Raw genomic sequence first — 24,353 nt, 5'->3', positions numbered from 1 at the left:
GGGGCCGGTAACCTCCCAGGGTGACTGAGACCACCCTGCAAACGGTCATTCGCACGCTGGAGTCGGCCTACGACCCCGCCACCGCGGAGTCGTGGGACGTCGTCGGCCTCGTCTGCGGCGACCCCGCCCAGCCGGTGCGGAAGGTGCTGTTCGCCGTCGACCCGGTGACCGCCGTCGCCGAGGAGGCCCTCGACTGGGGCGCCGACCTGATCGTCACCCACCACCCCCTCTACCTCAAGGGCGTCACCTCGGTCGCCGCCACCACCGCCAAGGGCCGCATCGTCCACCGTCTGATCAGGGCGAACGTCGGCCTCTACACGGCCCACACCAACGCCGACGTCGCCGACCCCGGCGTCTCCGACGCGCTGGCCCGCGCGGTCGGCCTGAGCGGGTCGTTGCGCCCGCTCGCCCCGCTGCCCGACCGCCCCCGGCTGGGCCTCGGCCGGGTGGGCGAGCTGCCGGTGTCGATGACGCTGGCCAAGTTCGCCGCCCTGGCCGCCCACGGCCTGCCCCGGACGTCCGGCGGCCTGCGCGTCTCCGGCGACCCCGACCGGCTGGTGAAGACCGTCGCCGTCTCCGGCGGCGCCGGAGACTCCCTGCTCGGCGCGGCGAAGCGGGCCCGTGTGGACGTGTTCCTCACCGCCGACCTGCGCCACCACCCGGCGAGCGAGTACGCCGAGGACGACGGCCCCGCCCTGATCGACGCCGCCCACTGGGCGACGGAGTGGCCCTGGCTCACCGACGCCGCCGAACGGCTGACCACGGCCCTCGCGGCGACGGGCAATAATGTGGAGGCGCGCGTCTCCGAGAGGGTCACCGACGCCTGGACCACAACAGCACAGCGAGGATAGGGATGAAAGCAGCACCGGACGCACAGAAGCGCCTCCTTGACCTGGCTGAGCAGGACGCAGCCCTCGACCGGCTCCGCCACCGCCGCCGCACCCTCCCCGAACTGGCCGGCATCGACGACCTGAGCAAACGCCTGGCCCAGATCGCCACCCAGATCATCGCCGCCGAGACCGAGGCCGCCGACCTGGGCCGCGAGCAGTCGAAGGCCGAGTCCGACGTCGACGCCGTCCGCCAGCGGGCCGAGCGCGACCAGAAGCGCCTCGACTCCGGCGCCGTCTCCTCCCCCCGCGACCTGGCCGGCCTCCAGTCCGAGATCGCCTCGCTGCACCGCCGTCAGGGCGACCTGGAAGAGGTCGTCCTGGAGATCATGGAACGCCGCGAGACGGCCGACGCCCGCGTCGACGCCCTGCGCGCCGAACGCGAGACCATCACCGCCGACCTCGTCGGCGCCGAGAGCCGCCGCGACACCGCCTTCGCCGAGATCGACAAGGACGGCTCCGAGGTCACCGCCCGCCGCAAGACGATCGCCGCGGAGATCCCCGCCGACCTGCTGGCCCTGTACGAGAAGCTGCGCGAGTCCAGCGGCGTGGGCGCCGCCCTCCTCCACGGCGGCCGCTGCCTCGGCTGCCGCACGACCATGTCGATCGCCGACCTGAACGCCATCCGGGCCGCCAAACCCGACGAGGTCGTGCGATGTGAGGAGTGCCGCCGGATCCTCGTCCGCACCAACGAGTCGGGCCTGTGACGAGCTACTCCATCGAGGCCGACGGCGGCTCCCGGGGCAACCCGGGCCCGGCCGGCTACGGCGCCGTCGTCTACGCCCCCGACGGCACGGTCGTCGCCGAGGCGGCCGAGTCGATCGGCGTGACCACCAACAACGTGGCCGAATACCGCGGCCTGATCGCCGGCCTCACCGCCCTGTCCGGGCTGGGCCTCGACGGCGTCCCGGTCGAGGTCCGCATGGACTCGAAGCTGGTCATCGAGCAGATGGCCGGCCGCTGGAAGATCAAGAACGAGGGCCTCCGGCCCCTGGCCACCGAGGCGGCCGCCCTGGCGCGCCGCTTCCGCGTGACGTGGACGTGGATCCCCCGCGAGCGGAACACCCACGCCGACGCCCTGGCCAACGAAGCGATGGATGCGGCGGCACGTGGCGAAAAATGGACGAGTACGAGTACGCATACGACGACGCGGCTCTTCGACCCGGATCCGGATCCGGCACGGAAAGACGAGGGTCAGGCTGCGGACGCGCCGCCGGAGCCTGCTGAGAAGGCTGGTGGCCCGCCTGCTGAGACGGATCTTCTAGACGACCTCGGTTCCGTCTCGACGACCACCCGTTCTTCCACGACTGTTTCGCCGGGCAATCCCTGGACCGGCGCGACCCGGGTGGCCACCACGCTGATCCTGCTGCGCCACGGCCAGACCCCGCTGTCGGTGGAGAGGCGCTTCTCCGGCCTGGGCGACCCGGCCCTCACCGAACTGGGCGAGGCACAGGCCGAGAAGGCGGCGGCCCGGCTGGCCGGGGCCAAACTCGACGCCATCGTGAGCTCCCCGCTGGCCCGCGCCCGGCAGACGGCCGAGGCCGTGGCCAAGGCGACCGGCCTGCCCGTCCACGTCGACGACGACCTCCGCGAGACCGACTTCGGCGCGTGGGAGGGCCGCACCTTCGCCGAGATCAGAGACCGCTGGCCCCACGAGATGAACGCCTGGCTGGCCGACCCGGCGGTGGCCCCGCCGGGCGGGGAGAGCTTCCAGGCGGCCGGTCACCGGGTGCAACGGGCGAGGGACCGCATCCTGGCCGGCCACCCGGGGGAGACCGTGCTGGTCGTCTCCCACGTGACCCCGATCAAGCTCCTGGTCCGCTATGCCCTCAACGCGCCCCCCGAAGCGCTCTACCGCATGCACCTCGACCTGGCCTGCCTGTCGGCGATCGACTACTACAGCGACGGCCCGTCGGTGCTGCGCGTTTTCAACGACACCGCCCACCTGACGTTCCCCCGCTGACCCGGGGCGTCTCGCCCGCTCGCGGCGCCCTTCTCCATCACCGCGCCCCCTTCGGCACGACGACGTCGGGCCGTCACCCGCAGGGCGCGATCTCCGCCGTGGAGGAAGAGAGCGGGAGCCGGACGTCGAGGACCATTCCGGTCATCGACGGCTTCTCGGCCCCCGCGCCCTCCAGCAGCGAGAGCATGCGGGTGTTGGTGGCGTAGACACTGGCGGTGACCACCCGCGCCCGGCGAGACGGCGCGAGAGCGAGCGCATGCCGCAGCAGCACCCGCCCGAGCCCCCGCCCCTGCCAGCGGTCCTCGACGAGCAGCGCCACCTCGGCCTCCCCGGGCGCGAGATCCATCAGGTTCGTCATGGCGACGACGTTGCCCGGCTCGCCCGCGACGTGCGTGACCAGCGTGGTCCCGCGCTCCGGGTCGGTGAACAACCGTATGACCGCGTCACTCAGCCGCGGTACCGGCCCGAAGTACCGCAGCCGCAGGGACTCCGGGGAACACCTCTCGTGCATCTCCCGCACGCCCTGCGCGTCGTCCGGCGTCATCGGCCGCGTGACCAGGTCGACCCCGTCGACCCGCAGCCGGGGATGGGCCTGCGGCCCGAACCGGATCGGCCGCGGTCCCCTCGGCGGCCGGTTCGTGGTGTTCATCGTCGACTACCCCCCTGTTCGATGCCTGTTGTAGCCGCACGCGCGACCACGTTCTGTGACATTCGACGCGTTGGCGCTTGCCGCGTGGTTGGGGTGCGCTTGAGAATCGGGCCACTTGGCGGGGGGCCACTACGCGATTGCCCAGGTCCTAGCCCTGTCGGGCGATGGGCCACTTGGAGTGGGCCACAAGGAGGGCGTGGAGAGCCGATAGGGTTGGACGTACGGCGGACGAGCCGGCCGGACGGCCGCGTCGGGACCCTTCGCGGGGTTCCGCCGAGGAAGGTCCGGGCTCCACAGGGCAGGGTGGTCGGTAACGCCGACCCGGGGTGACCCGCGGGACAGTGCCACAGAGAACAGACCGCCTTTCCCATACGGGGGAGGTAAGGGTGAAACGGTGGTGTAAGAGACCACCAGCGCCTCCGGTGACGGGGGTGGCTCGGTAAACCCCACCCGGAGCAAGGTCAAGAAGGAGACCTTCGGGTTTCCGCGCGCGCCGCTTGAGGACGGCCCGTCCGATGGTGCGCGGGTAGACCGCTTGAGACCACGAGCAATCGTGGCCCTAGATGGATGGCCGTCGGTCAGCGATGACCACAGAACCCGGCCTATAGGCCGACTCGTCCGCCTTCAACCCTCGCCGCTCAGCACCTCTAAAGGAAGATCATCGCGTAGCTGTTTGACGACGGTTCGTCGTGATCGTCGCTCGCGTTCCCGACTATTCGCTGACGGACGTCCCCCCACCCGGGCGCGTCTTACCCGGCCGGGCGTTACCGGAACGGGACGACGTACTCAGCCAGTTCGTTTTCAGCGATCGCAAGGAGAACCGTCGAGCCGGTGGCATCCGGCCTCCATCCCTCGCCGACTGCCCGCCGGACGACCGACGCCACCAGTCCCGGCCGTACCGTCACGGCTCTCGCGCCGATCCAGTTGTCCGGCCGTGCCCAGGGCAGGCTGACCTGGAGCACACTCCCGGGACGCACGCCGTGTTCCACCGAGAAGGACAGCGGACTCCAGCCGAGACCCTCGCAATACGTCGGCTTGTGCCGAACCCGCCACCGATAGACCGTGCCGTCCACGATGATGAGCCGGGAGCCTTTGCGAGGTAGGGCCATCGAAGCACTGTAATCGCCCAGGCCTCCACCCCCCTCTCCACCCAAAGCAGGGCCAACTCCACCCCGCCCCGCCCCTACCGTCCACCACATGACAAAACGCTCAGGCATGTGGCTCGACCTGCTGCACCGCCTTCTGGACGCCAACGGGGGAAAGATGAACGGCAAGCTCCTGCTCGCGATCGTCCTCGTCGCCATCCTCGTGGTGGTCGGCTTCGTCGCCTTCCGCCTTATCTTGGTGGACATGATGCTGACCCTGAAGGACGCGCGCTGAGCCGATGAGCGAGGTGCGCGCACGGGTCATGCGCCTGCTGGCGGCCGACGACCCGGAGACGGGTCGCCTGGTCAGGCTGCTGATGACGCTCGTCCTGGCCTGGTCCCTCGCGACCGCCTCGCCCGATCGGGCCCCGGCGTTCGTCTGGTCCGCGCTCGGGGCGTCGATGGTGTGCTGGCTGGCCTTCGTCCTGCTCGACGCGCGCCGTCCCCGGACGGCCGCGGCCCTGCTCGCGGCCGCTTCGGGGGCCGCTGCGGCGGTGTCGGGGTCGGCGGAGGCCGCGCCGACGGTCTTCCTGTTCGCCACGCTGCTGCTGTTCGCGGCGCACCTCACGCCGTCGATGGCGGTGATCGTCGTGGTCACCGCGGCCGATCTGGCGATCATGGCCGTGAGCATGTCGTGGTGGACGCAGCCACGGTCCGCGATCGTCGTCAGCGGGGCCGTCATGACGTGCGCGGTGCTGTTCGCCCTGCACCGCCGCCACTACCGGCGGGCCCAGCACGACCGGATGAGGGCGATGGCCCTGGCCGAGCGGGCCCGCATCGCGCGGGAGCTCCACGACGTCCTCGCGCACTCCCTCGGGGGCCTCGGGGTGCAGTTGGAGGTCGCCGAGGTCCTGCTCACCGAGAAGGGCGACGTCGGCGGGGCGGCGGCGCGCATCCGGCGGTCGAGGGCGCTGGCCAGGGAGGGGCTGCTGGAGGCGCGGTCGGCGGTGGCGGCGCTGCGTGAGGACGTTCCTCCGCTGCCCGACGCGCTGAGCCTGCTCGTGGCCGAGCATCGCCGTGATCACGACGTGGCCGCCGAGCTGCGGACCACCGGCGTGCGGCGGCCGATCACCCCGGCGGCGGAGGTCTGCCTGCTGCGCACCGCGCGTGAGGCGCTGACCAACGCGGCCAAGCACGCCGCGAACGCGCCGGTGACGGTCGAGCTCGGGTACGGAGAGGACGTGGTCCGGCTGGTGGTGCGCAACCCGTGCGCCGACCTTCCCGGCACGAGCGGGCACGGGCTGCGCGGCATGGGGGAGCGGCTGGCCCTGGCCGGCGGCACGCTGACCGCCGGGCCCTCCGGCGGGCATTGGACGGTCCGGGCGGAGGTGCCCGAGTGAAAGTCGTGGTGGTCGACGACCAGCAGGTCATGCGCGAGGGACTGGTGGCGCTGCTCGGACTGGTCGACGGGGTCGAGGTCGTGGGCGACGCCGGGAACGGGGAGGAGGCCCTGCGCCTGGTGGCGCGGGCGCGTCCTGAGGTCGTGCTGATGGATCTGCGCATGCCCGTCATGGACGGCGTCGAGGCCACCCGGCGGATCTGCCGCCAGTATCCGGAGACGGCGGTCGTCGTGCTGACCACCTACGACGACGACCGGTCCGTCGACTCGGCGCTGCTGGCCGGGGCGCGCGGCTATCTCACCAAGGACGCCGGGCGGGCCGAGATCGCCGCCGCCCTCCGGTCGGCCGCGGCCGGGCAGTCGACGTTCACGGCCGCGGTGTCGCGGCGGCTGGTCGAGGCGCTGACCCGCGCGGCGCCGCCGCCACCGGCGGCCCTTCCCGACGGGCTGACCGCGCGGGAGGCCGAAGTGTTGCGGCTGGTGGCGCGGGGGCTCAGCAACACGGAGATCGGCGCGGCCCTGTTCATCGCGGAGACGACCGTCAAGACGCACATCAACAACGCCTTCGCCAAGATCGGAGTCCGGAACCGGACGGAGGCCGCCGGGTACGCGCGCGACAAACTGTGAACACCCGTCGCCGCCATGTTCAGCAGGAAGCGCCTTCCACTGGACGACGGCTCGTTTCCGCAGTCCCAGCGCCGTCTTTGGGCCGGTATAAGGCGGTCAAGAGCCGGATACGACTCGGTGAGAAGGCTTCCGGGGGTTTCGGGCGACGGCCCGTGGCCGGGTGCCGGTTTTCGGTGAGGCGACCACCGCGGACTTCGCGACCGCGTTCTCGGCGGCCACTCGATCGCCACAACGACCGCCTCCTCTTCGACGTACACCGGAAGTCGAAGCCGAAATCGTGCCGTTCCCGAAAGGGGCCGGTCTGTGACGACGCGTTCTCGCAGCGACCTCGTCATAGCCAGGTGCCTTCTTGGGTGCCATCATGCGCGAGTGATCGAAATTGACGCTTCTTTATCGCGGGCCAAGCCCGTCTGGCGAATCGCCATGGCAGTCGTGGTGGGCGTCGTCCTGCCCGTGGCGCTCCTGGCAGGGGTGGCCGCGCTGACCCGGCTCTACCCCGCGTCGCAATATTGCGGTGAGTACACCGGCTGTTTCGGCTACCTGGTCCTGGCGTGGGAGGTCGGGCGCTGGGCCGCGATCGTGCTCGCCTGGCCGCTGCTGCATCTGCTCCGGGTCCGGCCCGCCCTGCCCGTGGCGGTCCTCGCCGGCCTCTTCCTGACCGTCGTCTGGCAGGTCGCGCAGGCGATGCCGTTCTCTCTGTTCTTGGAGTCCCTCGTCCTCATCGTCGCCAGCGGAGTGATCGCGTATCCGGCGGCGGCATGGTTCACCATGCCGCACATCACCCGGAGAACGCTCGTCATCGCCGTCGTCGTGGCTTTCGCGATCTACGCCTGCGCGTCCGCATACATCTTCCTCTTCGCCGGCTGATCCCGGCCTTCTGGAACGGTCCGCCCGCCCTTATGGTGGAATTCCAGATCATCATGCGACCCGAACCTCACGTCCCCGGAATCCGTCTCTTCGGTTGGGAACCCGAAACGGGAGGCGTCATGCGCAGGTTCCTGGTGCTCCTCGCCGTCGTCCTCGCCGTCGCCGCGTGCACCCCCGACCCGGCGGCGCCGCCGAAGGCCCCCGGCCCGAAGGTCGCCGACCTCTGGCGCGACTTCCCCGTCACCTCGGCGCTCGACCGCCCGCTCATCGTGCTCGACCCGCTGCCGCTCGCCGATGAGGCGGCCCGGGGGCGGGTGCCCGCCTCGGCCGCGCTGTCCGCGGTCGCGCCGCCGTCGAGGCAGCTCACCGTGCAGGGCCTGTCCCGGTACGTCACCCTCACCAGCGCCCGCGACGCCCTGGCGGCCATCCGTTCCCAGACCGCGCACGCGGCCCTGCCGGAGGCCCGCGTCACGGGGACGGAGCTCACCGTGTCCGCGTTCAGCACCGACCGGGGGCCGGTCGAGCTGCCGGCCTGGGAGTTCCGCCTGGCCGAGGGCGGCACGATCTGGTGGCCGGCCCTCACGGCGAGCCACTTTTGGCGGCTGGGCTCGATCGTGCCGTCCACGCTGGTCAGCGACCTGTCCGTCGACGGCCGGACGGTGTCGGCGACGTTCACGGTCAGCTGGGGCATGCCCTGCCCGGGCACGGCGGCACCGCGGATCGTGCCAACGGCCGTCGAGCATCCGTCGTTCGTCTCGATCGGGCTCAAGGCGTTGAGCAGCGACATGGGCGACTGCGACCAGCGGGTGGCCGCGCCGCTCACGAAGGCGACGCTCACCCTGAAGGAACCGCTCGGCAACCGGGTCGTGGTCGACTTCGCGGGCCGGGTCGTGCCGGGTCACTGACCGGTCAGCACGAACGGCAACTCCGCCCGGGTCTCCCCGTTCACCATGATCTCCAGCCGGCGGTCTCCCACGGGTTCGCTGCGGGTGGTGACCGGGCGGAACGAATGGGCCTTGATCAGCGTGAACGTCTGCCCGGCGGCCGTCGCGACCCGTTCGCCCAGGTGGAAGACGCGCCGCGAGCGCTCCCTGGTGACGGCGTAGCGCAGCACGAGCGGGCCGGGGGCGTCGGCCCGGACGGTCACCGTGAACCGCAGGTGCCCGCCGATCTGGACGGTCGCCGACTCGGCGGCCAGGGCGTCGACGGAGCCGCCGCCCGGGGTGGCCCCCACCAGCGTCAGCGCCCGCGGATGACCGGCGCGCAACAACCCGCGCAGGGCGTGGCGCAGCACGGCCCTGGTGTGTTCGCCCGGCTCGGACCCCCAGCGGTCGAGCAGGTCGAGCGCCAGGTCGGGATGGTCTTTGGTCAGGTCGTTGACGTGGTTGGCGACCGACCGGCGCACGTATTCGCTCGGGTCGTCGCGCAGCGCGTCGAGGATCGGCACGGTCACGCCGTCGTTCAGCCACGGCACCCGCGACCCCCACGGCAGGCGGGGACGGGAGCCCTCGGACGCCAGCCGCCGCAGGTGCTCGTCGTCGGCGTCGGCCCAGGCGCGCATCACCGCGAGGGCCTCGGCCCGGTGGCGGGCCAGGAAGGGCCGTACGGCGAACTCCCCGGTCGCGTACGGGGTCAGCACGCCCAGCGTCGTCATCGCGTCGGCCAGGTGGCCGAGCCCGGCGAGCGCGACCCATTCGGTCGCGGGCCAGCCGCTCCACATGTCGAGCCGCACCCGGGTGGTGGCCTCGCGGAGCAGCGCGGCGGCTGCGGGGAAGTCGGGCGGCATCGCCGTGGCGAGCGCGGCGGCGACGGACCGGACCCGGTCCTTGAGTTCGAGGCCGTCGAGCCCCGACAGGGCGGCGGCGACGAAACGGTCGCGGGGGAAGGCGGGGGAGCAGCCGGCGAGGCCGTCGGCGAGCAGGGTCACCGAGGCGGCGTTGATCTGGTCTTTCAGCGGTTCAGCCATAACCCGCCCATGCTGCCAGCCGCCACCGACAGAATCTCAGTCCAGCAGCGCGCATCCGTCGAACGACAGGCATCCGCATCCGGCGCACCGCGTGAACCGGTCGCGCATGCGTTCCAGCCGGTCGATGCGCGAATCGATGTCGGCGCTCCAGCATTGCGAGGCGCGCTCCCAGAACTCCCGGGTGGGCGCCCCGTCGGACGGCAGCAGGGCCAGCACCTCGCCCACCCGCGAGAGCGGGATGCCGAGGTGGTGGGCGGCGCGGATGAACGCCACCCGCCGTAGGGTGGCGCGGACGTAGCGGCGCTGGTTGCCGGCTGTCCGGCGGCTGTGGATGAGGCCCTGGCTCTCGTAGAAGCGCAGCGCGGAGTGGGGCACGCCGCTGCGGTCGGCCAGTTCGCCGATCGTGATGTCCGGGGTCATGCCCGGCACCCTAGCTTGACCTCAAGCGCGGTTGAGGTTCCAGGGTGGAGCCATGAACCTTGTCGTGATCGTCGGCAGTACCCGCCAGGGCCGGTTCGGGCCCGTCGTGGCCGAGTGGTTCACCGGCCACGCCCGGCAGCGGGCCGGCCTGACCGTGGAGGTCGTGGACCTGGTCCACGGGGAGCCCGGGGGCGAGGCGTTGCGGGCGGCGGACATGTTCGTCGTGGTCACGCCCGAGTACAACCACAGTTTCCCCGGCCCGCTGAAGACCGCCATCGACCGGCATGTGACGCCGTGGCAGGCCAAACCCGTGGGGTTCGTCTCGTACGGCGGCATCTCGGGCGGCCTGCGGGCCGTCGAGCACCTGCGGCAGGTCTTCGCCGAGCTGCACGCGGTGACGGTCCGGGAGACGGTCTCGTTCGTCTGGGCGCAGGGCCAGTTCGGCGACGACGGCCGTCCGCTCGATCCCGGCCCGTGCGGCGCCGCCGCCGACCGGCTGCTCGACCAGCTCACCTGGTGGGGGCGCGCCCTCGCGTCGGCCCGCCGGGCCCATCCCTACGGAGTCCCCGTTGCCTGACCTGTTCTTCACCACCGAGTCGAACGCCGCCGACGGCTGGTCTCCCGCGCCGTGGCCGGAGGGGCTCGTCTCCTTCGAGGTGTACGAGAGCCTCGACGCGGCCACCGTCATGACGTACAGCCGATGGACCACGGACGGCGCGGCCTTCCTGAGGGACCTCACCGGAGCCGAACCCACCGCCTACCACCTCTACCGGCACGGAACCGACGGACGCGAGCCCGGCTGCGTGGTCGCGGTCGAGGCCGAGTTCGACGGCCCCGACCCCGACCGGCTGCGCCGCTGGATCGACACCGTCTTCGACGCCATGGCCACCGAGGACCCCCACCCGGGCGGCATCTCGGGCCGCTTCCACACCAGCCTCGACGGCACCCGCATGCTCAACCTGGCCGGCTGGACCGGCGCCGAGGCCCACGAGGAGGCGCTCACCCTCCGCAGCCCGGCCTGGCAGCGGGTCTACGACTTCCCCGGGATGACCAGCGGTGGTTTCCGCCGGTACGCCCCCATCAGGCCGCGCGCCGACATCGACCCCAGCCCGACCGGCTGGGTCGCGAGCCACGTGGCGGCCTACGTCGAGTCGGGCGGCCGGAAAGGCGGCACCTACCAGGGGAAACCGGCCCTCCTGCTCACCACGACCGGCCGCAGATCGGGCCGCCCCCGCCGCACCGCCCTCTTCTACGGCACCGACGGTCCCCGCCACCTGCTGGTCGCCTCGAACGCCGGCTCCCCGGCCCACCCCGCCTGGTATCTCAACCTGGCCGCCGACCCCCACGTGACGGTCCAGGTCGGCGCGGAGGTCTTCACCGCCCACGCCCGCACCGCGACACCGGAGGAGAAGGGGCGGCTCTGGCCGACGATGACCGGCATCTTCCCCCTGTACGCCACCTACGAGGCCGCCTCCCCCCGCGACCTGCCCCTGGTGATCCTGGAGAGGACGGTCCCCGGCTGGGGGAGTTAGCCGAACCACCCCGGCACGTCGAGCCGGAACAGGTCGCCCGGGGTCATCCGCCGCAGCGCGTCCTCCAGGTCGTCGAGCCGGGCGGCCCCGAGTTCGGCGGCCCAGCGGGCCCGCAGTTCGTCGAACACCTCGGCCGACCGCCGCAGGGCGTCCACCCCGTGTTCGGTCAGCACGACCGTCTTGCGGCGGGAGTCGGCCGGGTCGGGGACGCGGGTGACGTAGCCGAGCCCCTCCAGCGTCTCGATGGTCTTGCCCGCCGCCTGTTTCGAGACGCCCAGGGTGCGGCCCAGCGACGCGGCCGAGTCGGCCCCCCGGGAGACCGCCTGCAGCACGAACCCGTGCATGGGCCGCATGCCGGGGTGGCCCCGCGCGGCGAGCTCCTCGTGGAGGGCGTCGATGAGCACGCGGAAGGCCATCAGCAGCCGCAGCGGCAGCTCGAACCCGTTTGACATGAAAGACAACCTGATTGACTATATGGACAACGACATTGTCTATCTTAGGGGATCCGCCATGACCGTCATCCGCGCCGCCGCCGCCCGCCGCTCCGAGACCCCGGCCGGGGTCATGACCACCTTCGCCTCACCCGGCCAGGGCGGGTCGCGGCAGTCCGTCTGGCAGGTGGACGCCCGGCCCGGAACCGCCGGGCCGAGGCACGACTTCGACTGCGAGCAGATCTGGGCGTTCGTCACCGGCGCCGCCACCGTCGAACTCGGCGACGCGACCTTCGAGGTCGCCGGGGGCGACACCGTGATCATGCCGCCGCACACCGCGCGCCGGGTCACCGCCGCGGCCGAGGGCTTCACCGCCGTCGTGACGGCCGCCGGCGACGCGAAGGCGATCCTGCCCGACGGGACCGTCCACGGCACCCCGCCCTGGATCGCCTAGAGCACCGGCCGGGCCCGCGCCAGCCACGCGTGCGGGTCGTCGGTGTCGACCGGGTAGACGAAGAACAGGTCGGCGTGGCCCGACGTCATGCTGTCCTCGGCCCAGTAGCGGCCGCACGACCCGCAACGAAGGATGCCGAGCCACCGCGAGTCGTCGCGCTCGACCACGTCGAGCAGGTGTTCCACGTCTCGCAGGTGCCGGGCCAGCACCAGGCCCTCGGTCTTGTCCCTCGGCGCCCGATGCCGGTCGTGCCCGCACGCGCATTCGTCCACGGGGTCACGATAGTGAGGGGGCGGTCTCGCGCAGCACGGTCGTCGTGCCCGCCGTCACCGTGACCTCTCCGGCCGGGTGCGTGCCGCCGTTCGGTCCCAGGGTGGCGATCAGGCCGCGCCCGGCCAGGACGTCTTTCACGGTCGGGCCGGTCACCGTGATGCGGGCGACGTCGCGGCTGCCCGCGACCAGGTAGTACCACTGGCCCGACGGCGCCTGCCACCAGGTCGCCGCCACCACGTGGCGCTTCAGGCGGCTGCAGTCCCAGGTGTTCGGGCGGGAGCCGGTCGGGATGGTCACCGTCCGGCCGGGGGTGGCGACGGCGAGCACCGCCCTGACCGAGCTCGTCCCGTCGGCGTTGGAGAACCGGGCGCACATCCAGCGGGCCCGCGCCGACTCCGGCAGCTCACCCGACCAGAACTCCCAGGCCGTCGCCGCCTCGGCCTCGACCGGGGGGAACGGCAGCGCGCACGACAGGTGCGCCCACGCGCTGAACCCGCCCGGCGACACGTCGATCTCCTCGGGTCCCATCCGGTTGATCTCGGCGGGCGGCGGCGCCTGGTGGGTCACGTTCGCCAGCGCGAGCCGTCCCAGGTCGAGCATCGTGTACGCCATCCCGTGGGCCACCCCCGGCGCGCGCAGCCGCAGCACCGGGCCGCGCCAGCACGGACCGGCCGTGACCTGCGGCACCGGGCCGGTCACCCCGCCGGCCAGGGCGACCGGCCGCCACTTCGCGCCCAGCCGGCTCAGGGTGGCCGCCGACACCTCGGTCACCCACGGCGGCACCAGGTAACGGCCCCCCGACAACTTCAGCGGGGTCGACCCGTCGGCCTTCAGCCGGGGCTCGGGAAACACCTCCAGCGAGCGCGACCGCCCGGTCTCGGCGTAGCGGGCGACCCGGCCGGAGTCGCGGAGCAGCACGACCGTGGTGCCGTCGAGGCGGCCCGCGTAGAGGAGCTGGGGCGCGACCGGCGGGCTGGGCAGCGCGCCCGACACCGGTTGCGCGGTCACCTCGCCCTGCCAGGCCCGGACCGCGCGGGTCACCAGCCCGTCGTCGTCGGTCAGGTCGCCCCGGGGCTCCCAGGTGTGCAGGTCGAGGGTGGTGGTGGTCCGCCAGGTGCCGGGGGAGACCCGGCTGACCTCGGGTAACGCAGGGGCGGCGGTGGCGGCGCGGACGTCGTGCAGACCCAGCAGGTGGGGCACGCCCGCGACGGCGAGCAGGCCCGCGGCGGCGGCCAGCGTGATCAGGACCTTGGACGGGCCCCGGCCGTAGATGCGGGCCAGCGTCGGGTCGGCGGCCGGGCGGTGGTCCTCCAGGCGGCCGTGTTCGTCGTCGAGCGCGTCGATCAGCGCCAGCGCGATCGTCGGCTCGGCCACCCCGGCCGCCCCCAGCAGACGCCGGGCCTCACCCGCGTCGAGGCCCTCGATGCGGGTGAGCGCGTAGGCGGCGCGGGCGGCCGGCGGGAGCTCCTCCAGCGCGGTGGTGAACGCGCGCTCGTCGCTGCGGACGACCGCGGGCACCACCTCAAGCCGGCGCCCGAACCCGATCAGCGGATAGGGCCGCCGCTTCAGCACCCGTTTCAGCACGTCGAGGCGGGCCTGCTCCGGGTCGCCCGGACGCCGCAGCAGCGCCCGCGCGGCGAGACGGTGGGCGAGCAGCACCCGCCGCTCGCCGCTGTCGGGCGGCAACGTCAGATAGGCCAGCCACACGAGGTCGCGGTAGGGCCGGGCAAGGGCGGAGTTCCCCTTGATGGACCTTGCCATGGAAACGCTTCTCCCGAGTCATCACGTGGCGTAGCCGACTGAACGCGGCTCGTGAATCCTAGGGGCAGCGTTCCGCTCTCGGTGGGGATGCCGGGAAAGTCGTCAGCGCCGGCTGTCCCAGTCGGCCAGGATCGCGGCCTCCTTGTCCGGATCGATCCCATGGGTGAACCGCGCTCCGAACACCCGCTCCCCGACCGGTATCTCCCGCAGCCACTCCCACGTGTCGCGCACCGTCTCGCTGACCGGACGGCACGTCAGCCCCGCCGCACGGGCCTTCGACGAGTCGGTCAGCCACACCCCCGGCATGCTGTCGTCGGCCCACAGCGGGAGCTCCGTCCACATCTGCACGCCGTGCTCGTGCAGCACCGCGTCGTCGACCCAGACCAGTTCGGCGTCCGACCGGGTCACCTCGACGCAGTCGCGCAGCCACTGGCCGTAGGTGGTGTTGGCCGGGACGCCGCCGGTCAGGAACTTGCCCGTGGTGCCCTTCTCGGCCTGCGCGATCGTGAACGCGGCGATGTCGCGGGCGTCGATGAGCTGCATCTCCCGGTCGGGGTTCCCCGGCGCGACCACCCGGCCGCCGCGCTCGATGCGGGTCAGCCACCACGGCAGCCGGCCGACGTTCTCGTGGGGGCCGAGGATCAGGCCCGGCTGGACGATGAGCGTGCCGCCCTCGAAGTTCTCGCTGACGGCCAGCTCGCAGCCCGACTTGAGCGGGCCGTAGTCGCCCTCGGTCGCCTCGGGGTCGCCGGGGAACTGCTCCGACTCCTCGTTGACGCCGATCTCGCCGGGAAAGCCCTGGTAGGCACTGATGCTGGAGATGAACGTGTAGTGGGCGGCGTGCCCGTTCAGCACGCGCACCCCGTCGAGCACCTTGGCCGGGGTGTAGCCGCACACGTCGACGACGGCGTCCCACTCGCGGCCGTCGACCAGGCGCAGCAGGTCGTCGTGGTTCTCGCGGTCGCCGTGCACCGTCTCGACGCCGGGACGGTCGGCCCGGCTCACCCCCCGGTTGAACATGGTCACGTCGTGCCCTCGCGCCAGGGCCTCCTCGACGACGGCCCGGCCGAGGAACACCGAGCCGCCGATCACCAGAATTCTCATGACCCCATCCTGGGTGCCCGATGTCGGGTGGTCCGCCCTGTTTCACGGCGGGCCGATTTCACCCTGTGCGAAGTCAGAGCCCCCGCAGCTCCGGCACGGGGCGGAAGCCCTCTTCGTCGAGCACGTGCACCCGGGCGGTCGGGATGTCGAAGTAGAGCCCCGACAGCTCCAGCTTCCCGGAACGTTCCAGCCGCTCCACCATCGGGTGGGTGCGCAGGTTGTCGAGCTGCTGGATCACGTTGACCCGGCACAGGTGGTCGAGCGGCGCCTGCTCGGGCCCGTGGGGGGTGTTCTCGAACCGCTCGACCGAGTGGTGCCCGTGGCGCAGCCAGTTGCCGACCGCCGTCAGGCCCGTGGGCGCGTCGCCGAGCAGCGCCGCCATCGCGCCGCAGCCCGAGTGGCCGCACACGGTGATCGTGCTGACACCGAGGACGCCGACGGCATACTCGATCGACGCCGCCACCGAGTCGTCGGCCGGCACCGACTCGAACCGCGGCACCAGGTTGCCGACGTTGCGGACCATGAACAGGTCGCCCGGCCCGCTCGCGGTGATCAGCGAGGGCATCACCCGCGAGTCGGCGCAGGTGATGAACAGGTGGGACGGCGACTGCTTGCGCGCCATGCGGGTCAGCACCGGCCGGATCAGCGGCGCGGTCCGGCGCTGATATTCGCGGGTGCCCTCCAGCAGGTCGCCCGGCTCGGCCGCCGGAGGGCGCCGGTCGGCCCACGGCAACCACGACCAGTCGAGCTTGGGCGGCGTCTTGGCCGGGAACACCCGCGTGCCGCTGGCGGCGGCCGTGTACCAGTCGTCGTGGAGCTCGTCGATGTCGACGGTGCCGCCGCCCCGTTCGTGCTCCAGCCGCCAGTTGTGCAGCGCCTCGAACGCCGCGTTGTCCATGAAGTCGACGTTGAGCAGCATGTCGACGTTGGCGCCGCGCGGGATCGTGCGCAGCGAGTCGGTCAGCCGGGGCACCCCGATGAAGATCAGCGACCCGGTCACCACCACACGCCAGCGCCCGCCCGACGGGGTCACCTCGACCGACACCCAGGTCAGCCGCCGCAGCGCCAGCAGCGCGGCCAGGCCGAGCCCGATGACGATGCCCTCGGCCAGCCCGACCAGCACCACCGCGCCCATGGTCAGGAAGTAGATCGGCATCTCGCCGTGGCCGCGCAGCCCGCGCGCGGTGCCCAGGTTGACCATCTTCACGCCGATGAACAGCAGCAGCGCGGCCAGCGCCTCCATCGGGATCAGCCCGAGCGCCGAGGCGAACGCGATCGTGGCGATCAGTACCCACACGCCGTGAAGCACCGTCGACCAGCGCGACCGCGCGCCCGCCCGGACGTTGGTGGTCGTCCGGACCACCACGCCCGACACCGGCAGGCCGCCCAGACCACCCGACACCACGTTGGCGACACCCTGCGCGCACAACTCCCGGTCGAGGTCGGCACGCGGCCCGTCGTGCATACGGTCGGCGGCCACGCACGTCAGCAGCGACTCGACCCCGGCGAGCACCGCCACCAGCAGGATCGAGGCGGCGATCGCGTGCCAGTCGCCCGTGGGCAGGATCGGCCCGGCGAGCTGGCTCAGCCCGTTGGCCAGGTCGACCTCGGTGAACTTCCAGCCCGCCAGCGCCGCCGTCACCGTCGCGATGGCGAGCGCCGCCAGCGGGGCGGGCACCAGCCGGACCTTGGGGATGCGGTCCCAGACCAGCAGCACGCCGATCGTCAGCAGGCCGATCATCACCGCGTCGCCGTGGAGGGTGGCCACCTGGGCCGGCACCTCCAGCAGGTTGTCGAGCGCCGACCGCTGCGGGCTGCCGCCCAGCACGATGTGGAGCTGCGACAGCGCGATGACGACGCCCACCCCGGCCAGCATGCCGTGGATGACGGCGGGGGAGACCCCCAGGGCGGCCCTGGCCACCCGGAACGCGCCGAGCACGATCTGCAGCAACCCGGCCGCGAGTGTGATGGCGCAGGTCGCGCGCCAGCCGTACACCTGGACGAGATCGGCCACCACCAGCGACAACCCGGCCGCCGGACCGCTCACCTGGACGACGGACCCGCCCAGCGCGCCCGCCACGATGCCGCCGACGATCGCCGCGACCAGCCCGGCCGCGATCGGCGCCCCGGACGCCACCGCGATGCCCAGTGACAGCGGGACCGCCACCAGGAACACCACGAGTGAGGCCGGAACGTCATGCCGCAACACCGATTGGACACGCTGCGTTGTCGAACTGTTACCCCCGGTCATGGGGCGACCTTATGCCAAGGTCAGCCGAGGGTCCTACTTGAGACGGGGAAATCAGCGGTAATAGTCGGGTTGGTCGGTCTCGGGGGCGCCCCGGTGGGTGCCCCGGCGGCCGCCGCCGCTGCGGGTGGTCTGCTCGCCGTAGAGCTCGTCGTAGGAGGGCCAGCTGCCGCCGTTGTTCTGCGGCGGGGCGGGCGGGACGGCCCCGGGGTAGCCCTGCTGGTCGTAGCCGTAGGAGCCGGCCACCGAGTCGGAGTCGTCGATCGTCGCCCAGCCGGCGCTGACCTCGTAGGAGCCGGGCGCCGGGGTCGGCAGGTTGCCGGTCTGGTAGGCGCCGGTCGAGAAGTCGTTGTAGGACGGCGCCGGCATCTGGTAGCCCGCCGCCTCGCCGGTCGACCAGGTCGACCCGCTGCCCGGACGGGGCGGCTCGGGGTCGTCGAACACGTCGCCGCTGGTGCCGGCCCACGACGCGGGGGTGGCGGCCGGCGGCTGGTAGCCCGCGCCGCCCGCGGGCGGCGCGGGCCAGCCGGTGGGCTCGGGGTAGGCCGGCGGGATCGGTTCAGGCTGCGGCGCCGCGGGGACCGGGAAGTTCCCGCTGGTGTAGCCGGTGTCGTAACCGCCGTCGTAGGCCGGGCGGCTGGGGAACGGTCCGGTCGGGGGCTGGTCGTAGGAGCCCGGCCGATCGAACATGCCGGTCGAGGGGCCCGAGGAGAAGGGGCCGGTCGCGGGGCCGCTCGGTTCGGGGGTGGGCGCGGAGAAGGTGACGGTCTTCTGCTCGGCGAGCTGCGAGGAGGGGGTGGCGCGCAGCCCGTCGACCATGCCGGTGTCGGGGGACAGGAAGCCGTTGGACGGGGTTCCGGTGTTCAGGGGGCCGGTGTTCAGGGGGCCGGTGCTGAGACCGGCGATCGGGGTGACCACCCCGGGGGTGAGCACGGCGGCGATCGGGGTCACGACACCCGGCGTCGGCGCGGGCTGGGCGGGCGGCTGCGCGGCGGCCGGGCGCTGAGGGAGGACGCCCTGGACGGTCGCGGCGTTGGGGTCGACGGAGCTGATGGGGGTCACCGACGCCACGGGGGCGGGGCCGGCCGCGGCGGGCTCGGGCTCGACCGGGCGGGGGGTGGCCATGCGCTGCTTGATGGTGCCGCCGAACGCCCCGTCGTCGGCGCGGACCCGCGACCAGTAGTCGTCGTCGTAGTCGTCGTCGGCGCCCCACTCGTCGACCCCGCGTTTGCCGCGGGGAGCGCCGGCGGGCTGCTGCTTGGCGCCCTGGCGGCTGCCGGGACGTGGGGGCGCGCCGGGGGCCTTGGCGGCCGGTTTCGGCGGCGCCTTCTTCGGCTCCTCGAAGGCGTCGAAGCCCTCGGGGAAGCTCTCGAAAAAGGTCTCCTCGGCGGGCCGGCTGCCCTTCTTCTTCGCGGCGCCCTCGGCCATCGCCTTGATGCGCTCGGAGGAGAGCGCGCTCTCTCTCCGGTTCATCGACCGCATGCCGAGTGCCACGACGATCAGCACCAACAGCACAACGGCGACAAGGCCCAAAATGACCGCGGTCATAGCACCACCCTCAAGGCCATGGCCTTCCAGCGGCGCCGGTGAGATCGCGCGGCCATCGACGCGACCTGCCCCCTGTGATCACCTGCGCTCAGCAATTCAGGATCCGATTCTGCTCGACCACAATGACCGTTGTCACACCCTAGGCGAAGATTGGTCCACCACTACTACCTGCGGTCATCAGCATGTCACTCGATGTCAGCCGCAGTGAGGCGACCTCGGGCGATCGTGTGTGACGCGATGGTGGCCAGACTCTCCGAGAGGGGGGCACCCTGCGGGAGGTCCAGTTCTTCGTTCAGGGCGTAGACGGTGAAACGGTAGCTGTCATTGGGCTGGCAGGGGGGCACATATCCGACTTTTCCACTAGTCGTCTGCCCCTGCCGTGCACCCCGGGGGGTGCCGTTCTCCGCGAGCTCGGTGGTGTTGGGGTCGATGTTGAAGACCACCCAGTGCACCATCGCCTTGTCTCCCGCGGCGTTGTCGTCGACCACGAGGGCCACCGACTTGGCGCCCGACGTACCCGACCAGCGGAGGGGCGGATTGCCCAAATCCCCCTTGCACGAGTAGCCCGACGGCAGCGGGTCGCCGTCACGGAACTGCGGGCTCGACACACTGATCACGTCGAGGTCGGCGGGCGATCCTCCGCCCACGATCCCGCAGCCCGAGGCCGATGCCGTCAGCGCCGCGACGGCCGCCGGAATGAGAGCGGCTCGGCGCGTGCGAACGGACTTCGTCAGCGACCCCATGCCCGATGATGCTACGCGGATCCCGCAGGTGCGCCGACCCGATCGCGATGATCCGCAGCGAGAAGAACCTCCGCAAACGCCGGGTTCGTGCGGTGGTCCACCCCGGTCGGATGGGTGTGACCTGGGATTCCTATGATTCTGGTGGGGAAGTGGTACTCGCCGGTAGAAATCTTCAAGGGCGGGTTGGGGGGTGACCAACGGCACATCCCGACGATTTAGGGTGGGATCGTGATGCCAGATGCGTGACGCGCTGCGTGACCCTGCCAACCAGGTCTCGCCGAGGGCCAGGTCGCTCTGGTTCGCGGAGGCCGTCATCGTGACGGTGCTGCTGGTGGTCGGGCTGGTGCTGCTGTCGATGTGGATGACGGGGTGGGACTTCCTGCCCCAGTGGCTGCTCGACCGCACCTGGGTGGCCGCGCTCGCCATCGGGCTGGTGCTCGTGCCGTTCGTGCTCGCCGAGCCGGTCGTCCGGTTCGCGGTGCACCGCTGGGAGCTGGCCGCCGACGTCGTCTACGCCCGCTCCGGCTGGTTGTCGCGCAAGTGGGTGTTCGTGCCGGTGTCCCGCATCCAGACCGTCGACAAGGCGCAGGGCTGGCTGGAGCGCTTCTTCGGGCTCGCGACGGTCGAGATCCGGACCGCCTCCTACGCGGGGTCGTCCACGATCAGGGGGCTCGACTACGAGGTGGCCGCGCGGCTGGCCGAGGAGCTGTCGCGCCGGGCCCAGGAACTCCGGGACGACGCGACGTGAGCCTCCCCTTCCAGGAGCCGGTGCCTGAGGCCGCCCGGCTCAGCCCGCGCCTGCTGCTCATCGACCCGATCAGGGTGCTGCCCTCGCTGCTCGTGCCGCTCGCGGGGGTGCTGGTGGCCGGCGGGTTCTCGCCGCGCTCGTTCATCTGGGCCGCGCTCGGCGTCGCCGGTTCGGTCCTGTACGCCGTCGTGCGCTGGGCCACCTTCTCCTACACCATCACCGGCGGCCGTCTCGAACTGTCCCGCGCCTTCATCGGCCGCTCCACCCGCGTCATCCCGCTGGAGCGCATCCGCGGCGTCGACGTCACCACGCCCTTCCTCCACCGGCTGCTCGGGCTGGCCGTGCTCAAGCTCGACACCGGCGCCGGAGGCGACAAGCAGGAGGGCGAGCTCGACGGCATCACCGTCGAGGAGGCCGAACGGCTGCGCGCCGTGCTGCTGTCCCGCCACCAGGCCGCCGCCCCCGAACTCCAGGAGCGGCCCGCCGCGCCGCGCGACCACGTGTTCCTGAAGGTCCCGCGCGCCTGGTTGCGTTACGGCCCGCTGTCCGGCGCCTACCTGTTCACCCCGTTCGCGCTGGTCGCGGGCGCGGTCGGCCTGGCCTTCCAGTGGGGCGGCGAGCTCGGCCTCGACGAAGACGACGCGGTGGCCGCCGGCGAGTGGCTCTGGGGCCACCCGCTGCTCCTCATCGGCGCGGCGGTCGTGCTGGTCGTGCTGATGCCGTTCCTCGGCGCGGCCATGTACGCCTTCTTCAACTGGAACTTCGTGCTGTTCGGCCGGGGCGACCACCTCGTGGCCGAGCGCGGCCTGATCAACCGGCGCGTGGTCTCCCTCGAACGCCGCCGCATCCGCGGCTACGAGATCGCCGAGAGCCCGCTGGAGCGCCGCGCCCGGGTGGCCCGCCTGTGGGCGGTGGTGACCGGCCTCGGCGACTCCCAGACCCGCGGCCAGCTGCTCCCGGTGGCCCCCCGCGCCGCCGTCGGCGACATCGCCGCCGAGGCCGTCGGCCCGTTCAGCGAGGCGCTGCGCCCCCACCCGCCCGCCGCGCGCCGCCGCCGCCTGTTCCGGGCGATCGCGCCGTGGGTGGCCGTGGCCCTGGTCATGTACGCCCTGGGCTACGCCCTCATCGGAGTCGCCGCCACGGTCCTGGCCGTGGCCGGAATCGCCCTCGGCCTCGACCGTTACCGGTCACTGGGTCACACCTACGACGGCACCCGGTTGTCGGTCCGCTCCGGGTCGCTGCGCCGGGCCCAGGCGGTCGTCGAACGCCGGGCGGTCGTCGGCTGGACCATCGAGCAGTCGTGGTTCCAGCGCCGAGCCGGGCTGGTGACCGTGATCGCCGGGGTCGGCGCGGGCAGCGGCGGCTACAAGGCGATCGACGCCGGAGAGACCCAGGCGGCCGCGTTCGCCGCCGAGGTCACCCCCGACTGGATGGCGCCCTTCCTCAAGCGCTAGTCCTGCTTGGGCGCCCCGAACATGATCTCGTCCCACGACGGCACCGAGGCGCGGCGGGCCCGCGACTTGCGGCGCGGAGCCGGCTTGGGCGCCGGGGCGGGCGCGGCGCCGGCGGGCACCGGCTCGGCCGGCTTCTCCTCCTTCGGCGCCGGCCGCTGCGCGGGCGGCTTCGGCTGCGGCGGCGCGGGCCGGGGCTTGACCGCCTTCGGCATGACCGCCGGGGTCGGCGGCTCCTCGACCTTGACGGGCTCCTCGGCGACCGGCTCGGGCGCGGCCTGCGGCGGCACCACGGCGGGCGCCTCCGGCGCGACGAACGCGGGCCCCTCCTCGGCGGCACGCTCCACGCCCGCGGCGACGGCCCCCGCGTCGGCGGCCAGGGGTCCGGGCCCGGCCTCCGGGGCGGCCTTCGCCTCGTCGACCGCCGAAACGGCCTGCGGGCCGGGCGTCGCGGCGGCGGCCTGAGAAGGGGTCGCCGGGGCGGTGACCTGCGGCGCGGCCGAAGGAGCCGGAGCGGCGTCCCCGGTCTGGGAAGCCGTGTCGGCCTGGGCGGGGGCCTGCGGCGCGGCCGAAGAGGCCTGAGCGGTGTCGCCCGCCTGTGGAGCCGTGCCGGCCTGGGCAGCGGCGGCGGGGGCCTGCGCCTCGGGCGCGACCGGCCGGTCTTCGGGCGCGGCCGACTGGTCGCCGGACACGGTCGTGGCGGTGCCCGGCTGGTCGGACGCGCCGGGGCGCGCCTCTGAGACGGGCGCGCTCGGCTGCGCGTTGGGCACGGCGGGCGTGCTCGGCTGCGCCTGCGGCACAGCGGGCGTGCTCGTGTGTGATTCCGGCGCGGCCGGCGTGCTCGCGTGTGTGTCCGGCGTGGCGGGCGCGCCTGTGCGCGGCTCCGGCGTGGCGGGTGCGCCCGGCTGCGCGCTCGGCGCGGTTGTGGCGCCGGCCTCCGGCCCCGCCGATGCGACGGCATCGGCCGTCGGCTCAGGCGTGCTCGGCGCTTCGGGAGCGGCGGTGGGCGAGGGTGCCTGCCCGACCTGCGCGGCCTGGGCTTCCGGGGCGGCGGGCGGCTCGGGTGCGCGCTGCGGCGTGGGCGCACCGGCCTGCGGCTCGGCCGCCGTGTGGTGCGGCTGCTGCGGCGCCGGCGCGTAGCGCGGCTCGGGGGATGTCGGCTCGGGCGTCGCGTAGCTGGTGGGCGCGCTCACCTGCGGCTCCGCGTAGCGCGGCTCCTGGTAGGAGGGCGCCGGGGCGGGCACGCGGGGCGGCTCGGGCTCGTGGAAGGCGGCGGGGGCGGCTTCGGGGGTGAAGCGGGGGGAGAAGTGGTCGGGCAGGTTGCCGGTCGGGGCGACCCTTAACGGCGGCGGCTCGGCCAGGTCGTAGTCGTAGTCGCGCGGCGGCACCGGGGCGAGCTTGCCCGCTATCCGGGGCACGAACGGCCGGACCGTCGCCTCTTCGGCCTGCGGCTCGACGTAGTCGTCGGCCGACAGACGCATCGCCTCGTCGTCGTAGGGGGAGACGTGGCGGCGGCGCGGGTCGAAGAGCCACTCGGCGTGGCGGGTGTGGCCGTTCCAGACGTACCCGAGCTTGATGCGCCACAGGTTGTCGTCGCGCTTGCAGGAGTCCCAGTCGATCTCGTCGGTGGGCACGCCGCGCCGGGTGAGGCGCTCGGCGACGAGCTCGCCGAGCGTGGGGCGGGCGGCCGCCTCGCCGGGGAGGCGGACGGCGCAGCGCTGGGCCTGCTGGGCCATGTATTCGCGTTCCTGGAGCACCGGCCCCTCGAACCAGCGGACGCGCTCGACCGGGATGCCCGCCGTGGCGGCGATCTCCTCGGCGGTCTCACCGGCGCGGATCCTGGCCTGGATCTCCTTGGGACGCAACGGGCTCTCCACTTCGATCTCATATTGACCGAGACGGGAGAAGTTGCCGCGGACGGCAGCACGGAGCCGGTCGTCGACGGGCAGCGTGAAGCGGGTACCTCTCCCGGCCGTGGCCAGGACGAGATAGGTGCCGTCCTCACTCACCGCGACGAGACGGAGCTCCTGCATGCGAGTCCCTTCGTCGTGCGAAATCTTCCCCCGGACCCTTGAGTCTCTCGCGTGAGCCGGTTGCCTTCCAAGCACCGTACCCGGCATGTCCGAACATCGCCTTCTCCAGGGGCTGCGGAGGCGACATGAAGCCGGTCACATTCTTAGGCAGAGTAATGGCGCGA

At 72.8% G+C, this 24,353-nt stretch carries 25 protein-coding genes and 1 other RNA gene; 14 read left to right on the top strand and 12 right to left on the bottom strand.

The genetic code is table 11. The features are described from left to right. The first annotated feature begins 20 nt into the window (after positions 1-20). Genes QSK34_RS11790 through QSK34_RS11780 form a run of 3 tightly spaced genes read left to right on the top strand, consistent with a single transcriptional unit; the run spans position 21 to position 2,850 of the window. Positions 21-851 carry a Nif3-like dinuclear metal center hexameric protein gene (locus tag QSK34_RS11790; protein ID WP_285583152.1) on the top strand — a complete coding sequence of 277 codons (831 nt, stop codon included), beginning with the start codon at positions 21-23 and terminating at the stop codon, positions 849-851. A 2-nt stretch (positions 852-853) separates the two neighbouring features. Next, the gene (locus tag QSK34_RS11785; RefSeq protein ID WP_030454429.1) at positions 854-1,594 is read left to right on the top strand and encodes a zinc ribbon domain-containing protein; all 741 of its coding nucleotides are present in this window, start codon (positions 854-856) and stop codon (positions 1,592-1,594) included. Continuing rightward, entirely contained in the window at positions 1,591-2,850 is a 1,260-nt protein-coding gene (locus QSK34_RS11780; protein ID WP_285583148.1) for a bifunctional RNase H/acid phosphatase, read from the top strand. The genes QSK34_RS11785 and QSK34_RS11780 overlap by 4 nt, the downstream gene beginning before the upstream one ends. Positions 2,851-2,923: 73 nt before the next feature. On the opposite strand, the gene QSK34_RS11775 is transcribed toward QSK34_RS11780, so the two are convergent. Then, a complete protein-coding gene (locus QSK34_RS11775) occupies positions 2,924-3,499 on the bottom strand; it encodes a GNAT family N-acetyltransferase (protein ID WP_285583146.1) in 576 nt (191 codons plus the stop codon). 229 nt (positions 3,500-3,728) lie between these two features. Here QSK34_RS11775 and rnpB point away from each other — a divergent pair. Then, positions 3,729-4,120, top strand: an RNA gene (gene rnpB / locus QSK34_RS11770) — RNase P RNA component class A. A 143-nt stretch (positions 4,121-4,263) separates the two neighbouring features. On the opposite strand, the gene QSK34_RS11765 is transcribed toward rnpB, so the two are convergent. Further along, positions 4,264-4,608 (bottom strand): hypothetical protein, encoded by a 345-nt coding sequence (locus tag QSK34_RS11765; RefSeq protein WP_285583144.1) that lies wholly within the window; start codon positions 4,606-4,608, stop codon positions 4,264-4,266. Positions 4,609-4,696: 88 nt separating this feature from the next. On the opposite strand from QSK34_RS11765, the gene QSK34_RS11760 reads away from it, so the two are divergent. From QSK34_RS11760 to QSK34_RS11740, 5 genes are all read left to right on the top strand, one after another. Continuing rightward, positions 4,697-4,879, top strand: coding sequence for a hypothetical protein (locus tag QSK34_RS11760; protein WP_285583142.1), 183 nt, complete (start codon positions 4,697-4,699; stop codon positions 4,877-4,879). Between the two features lie 4 nt (positions 4,880-4,883). Continuing rightward, positions 4,884-5,984, top strand: a complete 1,101-nt coding sequence (locus QSK34_RS11755) for a sensor histidine kinase (RefSeq protein ID WP_285583140.1) — start codon at positions 4,884-4,886, stop codon at positions 5,982-5,984. Beyond that, positions 5,981-6,610: a response regulator gene (locus QSK34_RS11750; RefSeq protein WP_285583138.1), complete on the top strand. Its 630-nt coding sequence runs from the start codon at positions 5,981-5,983 to the stop codon at positions 6,608-6,610. The genes QSK34_RS11755 and QSK34_RS11750 overlap by 4 nt, the downstream gene beginning before the upstream one ends. Before the next feature lie 423 nt (positions 6,611-7,033). Further along, positions 7,034-7,477 (top strand): hypothetical protein, encoded by a 444-nt coding sequence (locus QSK34_RS11745; protein WP_285583136.1) that lies wholly within the window; start codon positions 7,034-7,036, stop codon positions 7,475-7,477. A 119-nt stretch (positions 7,478-7,596) separates the two neighbouring features. Continuing rightward, entirely contained in the window at positions 7,597-8,382 is a 786-nt protein-coding gene (locus QSK34_RS11740) for a hypothetical protein (RefSeq protein ID WP_285583134.1), read from the top strand. On the opposite strand, the gene QSK34_RS11735 is transcribed toward QSK34_RS11740, so the two are convergent. Together QSK34_RS11735 and soxR are read right to left on the bottom strand one after the other, a co-directional pair. Next, complete coding sequence (locus QSK34_RS11735) at positions 8,376-9,443, bottom strand: YhaZ family DNA alkylation repair protein (protein ID WP_285583132.1); 1,068 nt, start codon at positions 9,441-9,443, stop codon at positions 8,376-8,378. The genes QSK34_RS11740 and QSK34_RS11735 overlap by 7 nt on opposite strands. Before the next feature lie 36 nt (positions 9,444-9,479). Further along, positions 9,480-9,863, bottom strand: coding sequence for a redox-sensitive transcriptional activator SoxR (gene soxR, locus QSK34_RS11730; protein WP_161479022.1), 384 nt, complete (start codon positions 9,861-9,863; stop codon positions 9,480-9,482). A gap of 52 nt (positions 9,864-9,915) precedes the next feature. On the opposite strand from soxR, the gene QSK34_RS11725 reads away from it, so the two are divergent. After that, positions 9,916-10,440, top strand: a complete 525-nt coding sequence (locus QSK34_RS11725) for an NADPH-dependent FMN reductase (protein ID WP_285583127.1) — start codon at positions 9,916-9,918, stop codon at positions 10,438-10,440. After that, the gene (locus QSK34_RS11720) at positions 10,433-11,395 is read left to right on the top strand and encodes a nitroreductase family deazaflavin-dependent oxidoreductase (protein WP_285583124.1); all 963 of its coding nucleotides are present in this window, start codon (positions 10,433-10,435) and stop codon (positions 11,393-11,395) included. Before QSK34_RS11725 ends, QSK34_RS11720 begins: the two co-directional genes overlap by 8 nt. Here the strand turns inward: QSK34_RS11720 and QSK34_RS11715 are convergent. Next, positions 11,392-11,847 (bottom strand): MarR family winged helix-turn-helix transcriptional regulator, encoded by a 456-nt coding sequence (locus QSK34_RS11715; RefSeq protein ID WP_285583120.1) that lies wholly within the window; start codon positions 11,845-11,847, stop codon positions 11,392-11,394. The genes QSK34_RS11720 and QSK34_RS11715 overlap by 4 nt on opposite strands. 58 nt (positions 11,848-11,905) lie before the next feature. On the opposite strand from QSK34_RS11715, the gene QSK34_RS11710 reads away from it, so the two are divergent. Further along, entirely contained in the window at positions 11,906-12,280 is a 375-nt protein-coding gene (locus QSK34_RS11710; RefSeq protein WP_285583117.1) for a cupin domain-containing protein, read from the top strand. Here the strand turns inward: QSK34_RS11710 and QSK34_RS11705 are convergent. From QSK34_RS11705 to QSK34_RS11680, 6 genes are all read right to left on the bottom strand, one after another. After that, positions 12,277-12,552 carry a hypothetical protein gene (locus QSK34_RS11705; RefSeq protein ID WP_285583114.1) on the bottom strand — a complete coding sequence of 92 codons (276 nt, stop codon included), beginning with the start codon at positions 12,550-12,552 and terminating at the stop codon, positions 12,277-12,279. The genes QSK34_RS11710 and QSK34_RS11705 overlap by 4 nt on opposite strands. 4 nt (positions 12,553-12,556) lie before the next feature. Then, positions 12,557-14,314, bottom strand: a complete 1,758-nt coding sequence (locus QSK34_RS11700) for a hypothetical protein (RefSeq protein WP_285583108.1) — start codon at positions 14,312-14,314, stop codon at positions 12,557-12,559. A 102-nt stretch (positions 14,315-14,416) separates the two neighbouring features. Next, positions 14,417-15,418 (bottom strand): NAD-dependent epimerase/dehydratase family protein, encoded by a 1,002-nt coding sequence (locus QSK34_RS11695; protein WP_285583105.1) that lies wholly within the window; start codon positions 15,416-15,418, stop codon positions 14,417-14,419. A gap of 73 nt (positions 15,419-15,491) precedes the next feature. After that, positions 15,492-17,627, bottom strand: coding sequence for a SulP family inorganic anion transporter (locus QSK34_RS11690; protein ID WP_285583102.1), 2,136 nt, complete (start codon positions 17,625-17,627; stop codon positions 15,492-15,494). Between the two features lie 93 nt (positions 17,628-17,720). Beyond that, a complete protein-coding gene (locus tag QSK34_RS11685; RefSeq protein WP_285583098.1) occupies positions 17,721-19,214 on the bottom strand; it encodes a hypothetical protein in 1,494 nt (497 codons plus the stop codon). 185 nt (positions 19,215-19,399) lie between these two features. Further along, positions 19,400-19,957 (bottom strand): YbhB/YbcL family Raf kinase inhibitor-like protein, encoded by a 558-nt coding sequence (locus QSK34_RS11680; protein ID WP_030454410.1) that lies wholly within the window; start codon positions 19,955-19,957, stop codon positions 19,400-19,402. Between the two features lie 238 nt (positions 19,958-20,195). On the opposite strand from QSK34_RS11680, the gene QSK34_RS11675 reads away from it, so the two are divergent. After that, the gene (locus tag QSK34_RS11675; RefSeq protein WP_161479032.1) at positions 20,196-20,705 is read left to right on the top strand and encodes a PH domain-containing protein; all 510 of its coding nucleotides are present in this window, start codon (positions 20,196-20,198) and stop codon (positions 20,703-20,705) included. Then, entirely contained in the window at positions 20,702-22,159 is a 1,458-nt protein-coding gene (locus tag QSK34_RS11670) for a PH domain-containing protein (protein ID WP_285583094.1), read from the top strand. The genes QSK34_RS11675 and QSK34_RS11670 overlap by 4 nt, the downstream gene beginning before the upstream one ends. On the opposite strand, the gene sepH is transcribed toward QSK34_RS11670, so the two are convergent. Then, on the bottom strand, positions 22,156-24,189 hold the full coding sequence (sepH, locus tag QSK34_RS11665; RefSeq protein WP_285583092.1) for a septation protein SepH: 2,034 nt from the start codon (positions 24,187-24,189) through the stop codon (positions 22,156-22,158). The genes QSK34_RS11670 and sepH overlap by 4 nt on opposite strands. Positions 24,190-24,353: the final 164 nt, after the last annotated feature.

The organism is Herbidospora sp. NBRC 101105 (assembly GCF_030269205.1).
GTDB lineage: Bacteria > Actinomycetota > Actinomycetes > Streptosporangiales > Streptosporangiaceae > Herbidospora > Herbidospora solisilvae.
Note: the sequence above shows the minus strand (reverse complement) of the source record. Positions and strands in the feature narration are given on the sequence as shown.

Excerpts from the sequence above, each read along its gene's own strand:
- QSK34_RS11765 (WP_285583144.1), bottom strand. The coding sequence starts at position 4,608 with ATGGCCCTACCTCGCAAAGGCTCCCGGCTCATCATCGTGGACGGCACG.
- QSK34_RS11785 (WP_030454429.1), top strand. The coding sequence starts at position 854 with ATGAAAGCAGCACCGGACGCACAGAAGCGCCTCCTTGACCTGGCTGAG.
- QSK34_RS11725 (WP_285583127.1), top strand. The coding sequence starts at position 9,916 with ATGAACCTTGTCGTGATCGTCGGCAGTACCCGCCAGGGCCGGTTCGGG.
- QSK34_RS11685 (WP_285583098.1), bottom strand. The coding sequence starts at position 19,214 with ATGACCGCGGTCATTTTGGGCCTTGTCGCCGTTGTGCTGTTGGTGCTG.
- QSK34_RS11680 (WP_030454410.1), bottom strand. The coding sequence starts at position 19,957 with ATGGGGTCGCTGACGAAGTCCGTTCGCACGCGCCGAGCCGCTCTCATT.
- sepH (WP_285583092.1), bottom strand. The coding sequence starts at position 24,189 with ATGCAGGAGCTCCGTCTCGTCGCGGTGAGTGAGGACGGCACCTATCTC.
- QSK34_RS11755 (WP_285583140.1), top strand. The coding sequence starts at position 4,884 with ATGAGCGAGGTGCGCGCACGGGTCATGCGCCTGCTGGCGGCCGACGAC.
- QSK34_RS11745 (WP_285583136.1), top strand. The coding sequence starts at position 7,034 with ATGGCAGTCGTGGTGGGCGTCGTCCTGCCCGTGGCGCTCCTGGCAGGG.
- QSK34_RS11700 (WP_285583108.1), bottom strand. The coding sequence starts at position 14,314 with ATGGCAAGGTCCATCAAGGGGAACTCCGCCCTTGCCCGGCCCTACCGC.
- QSK34_RS11735 (WP_285583132.1), bottom strand. The coding sequence starts at position 9,443 with ATGGCTGAACCGCTGAAAGACCAGATCAACGCCGCCTCGGTGACCCTG.
- QSK34_RS11775 (WP_285583146.1), bottom strand. The coding sequence starts at position 3,499 with ATGAACACCACGAACCGGCCGCCGAGGGGACCGCGGCCGATCCGGTTC.
- QSK34_RS11710 (WP_285583117.1), top strand. The coding sequence starts at position 11,906 with ATGACCGTCATCCGCGCCGCCGCCGCCCGCCGCTCCGAGACCCCGGCC.
- QSK34_RS11760 (WP_285583142.1), top strand. The coding sequence starts at position 4,697 with ATGACAAAACGCTCAGGCATGTGGCTCGACCTGCTGCACCGCCTTCTG.
- QSK34_RS11740 (WP_285583134.1), top strand. The coding sequence starts at position 7,597 with ATGCGCAGGTTCCTGGTGCTCCTCGCCGTCGTCCTCGCCGTCGCCGCG.
- QSK34_RS11695 (WP_285583105.1), bottom strand. The coding sequence starts at position 15,418 with ATGAGAATTCTGGTGATCGGCGGCTCGGTGTTCCTCGGCCGGGCCGTC.
- QSK34_RS11675 (WP_161479032.1), top strand. The coding sequence starts at position 20,196 with ATGCGTGACGCGCTGCGTGACCCTGCCAACCAGGTCTCGCCGAGGGCC.
- QSK34_RS11715 (WP_285583120.1), bottom strand. The coding sequence starts at position 11,847 with ATGTCAAACGGGTTCGAGCTGCCGCTGCGGCTGCTGATGGCCTTCCGC.
- soxR (WP_161479022.1), bottom strand. The coding sequence starts at position 9,863 with ATGACCCCGGACATCACGATCGGCGAACTGGCCGACCGCAGCGGCGTG.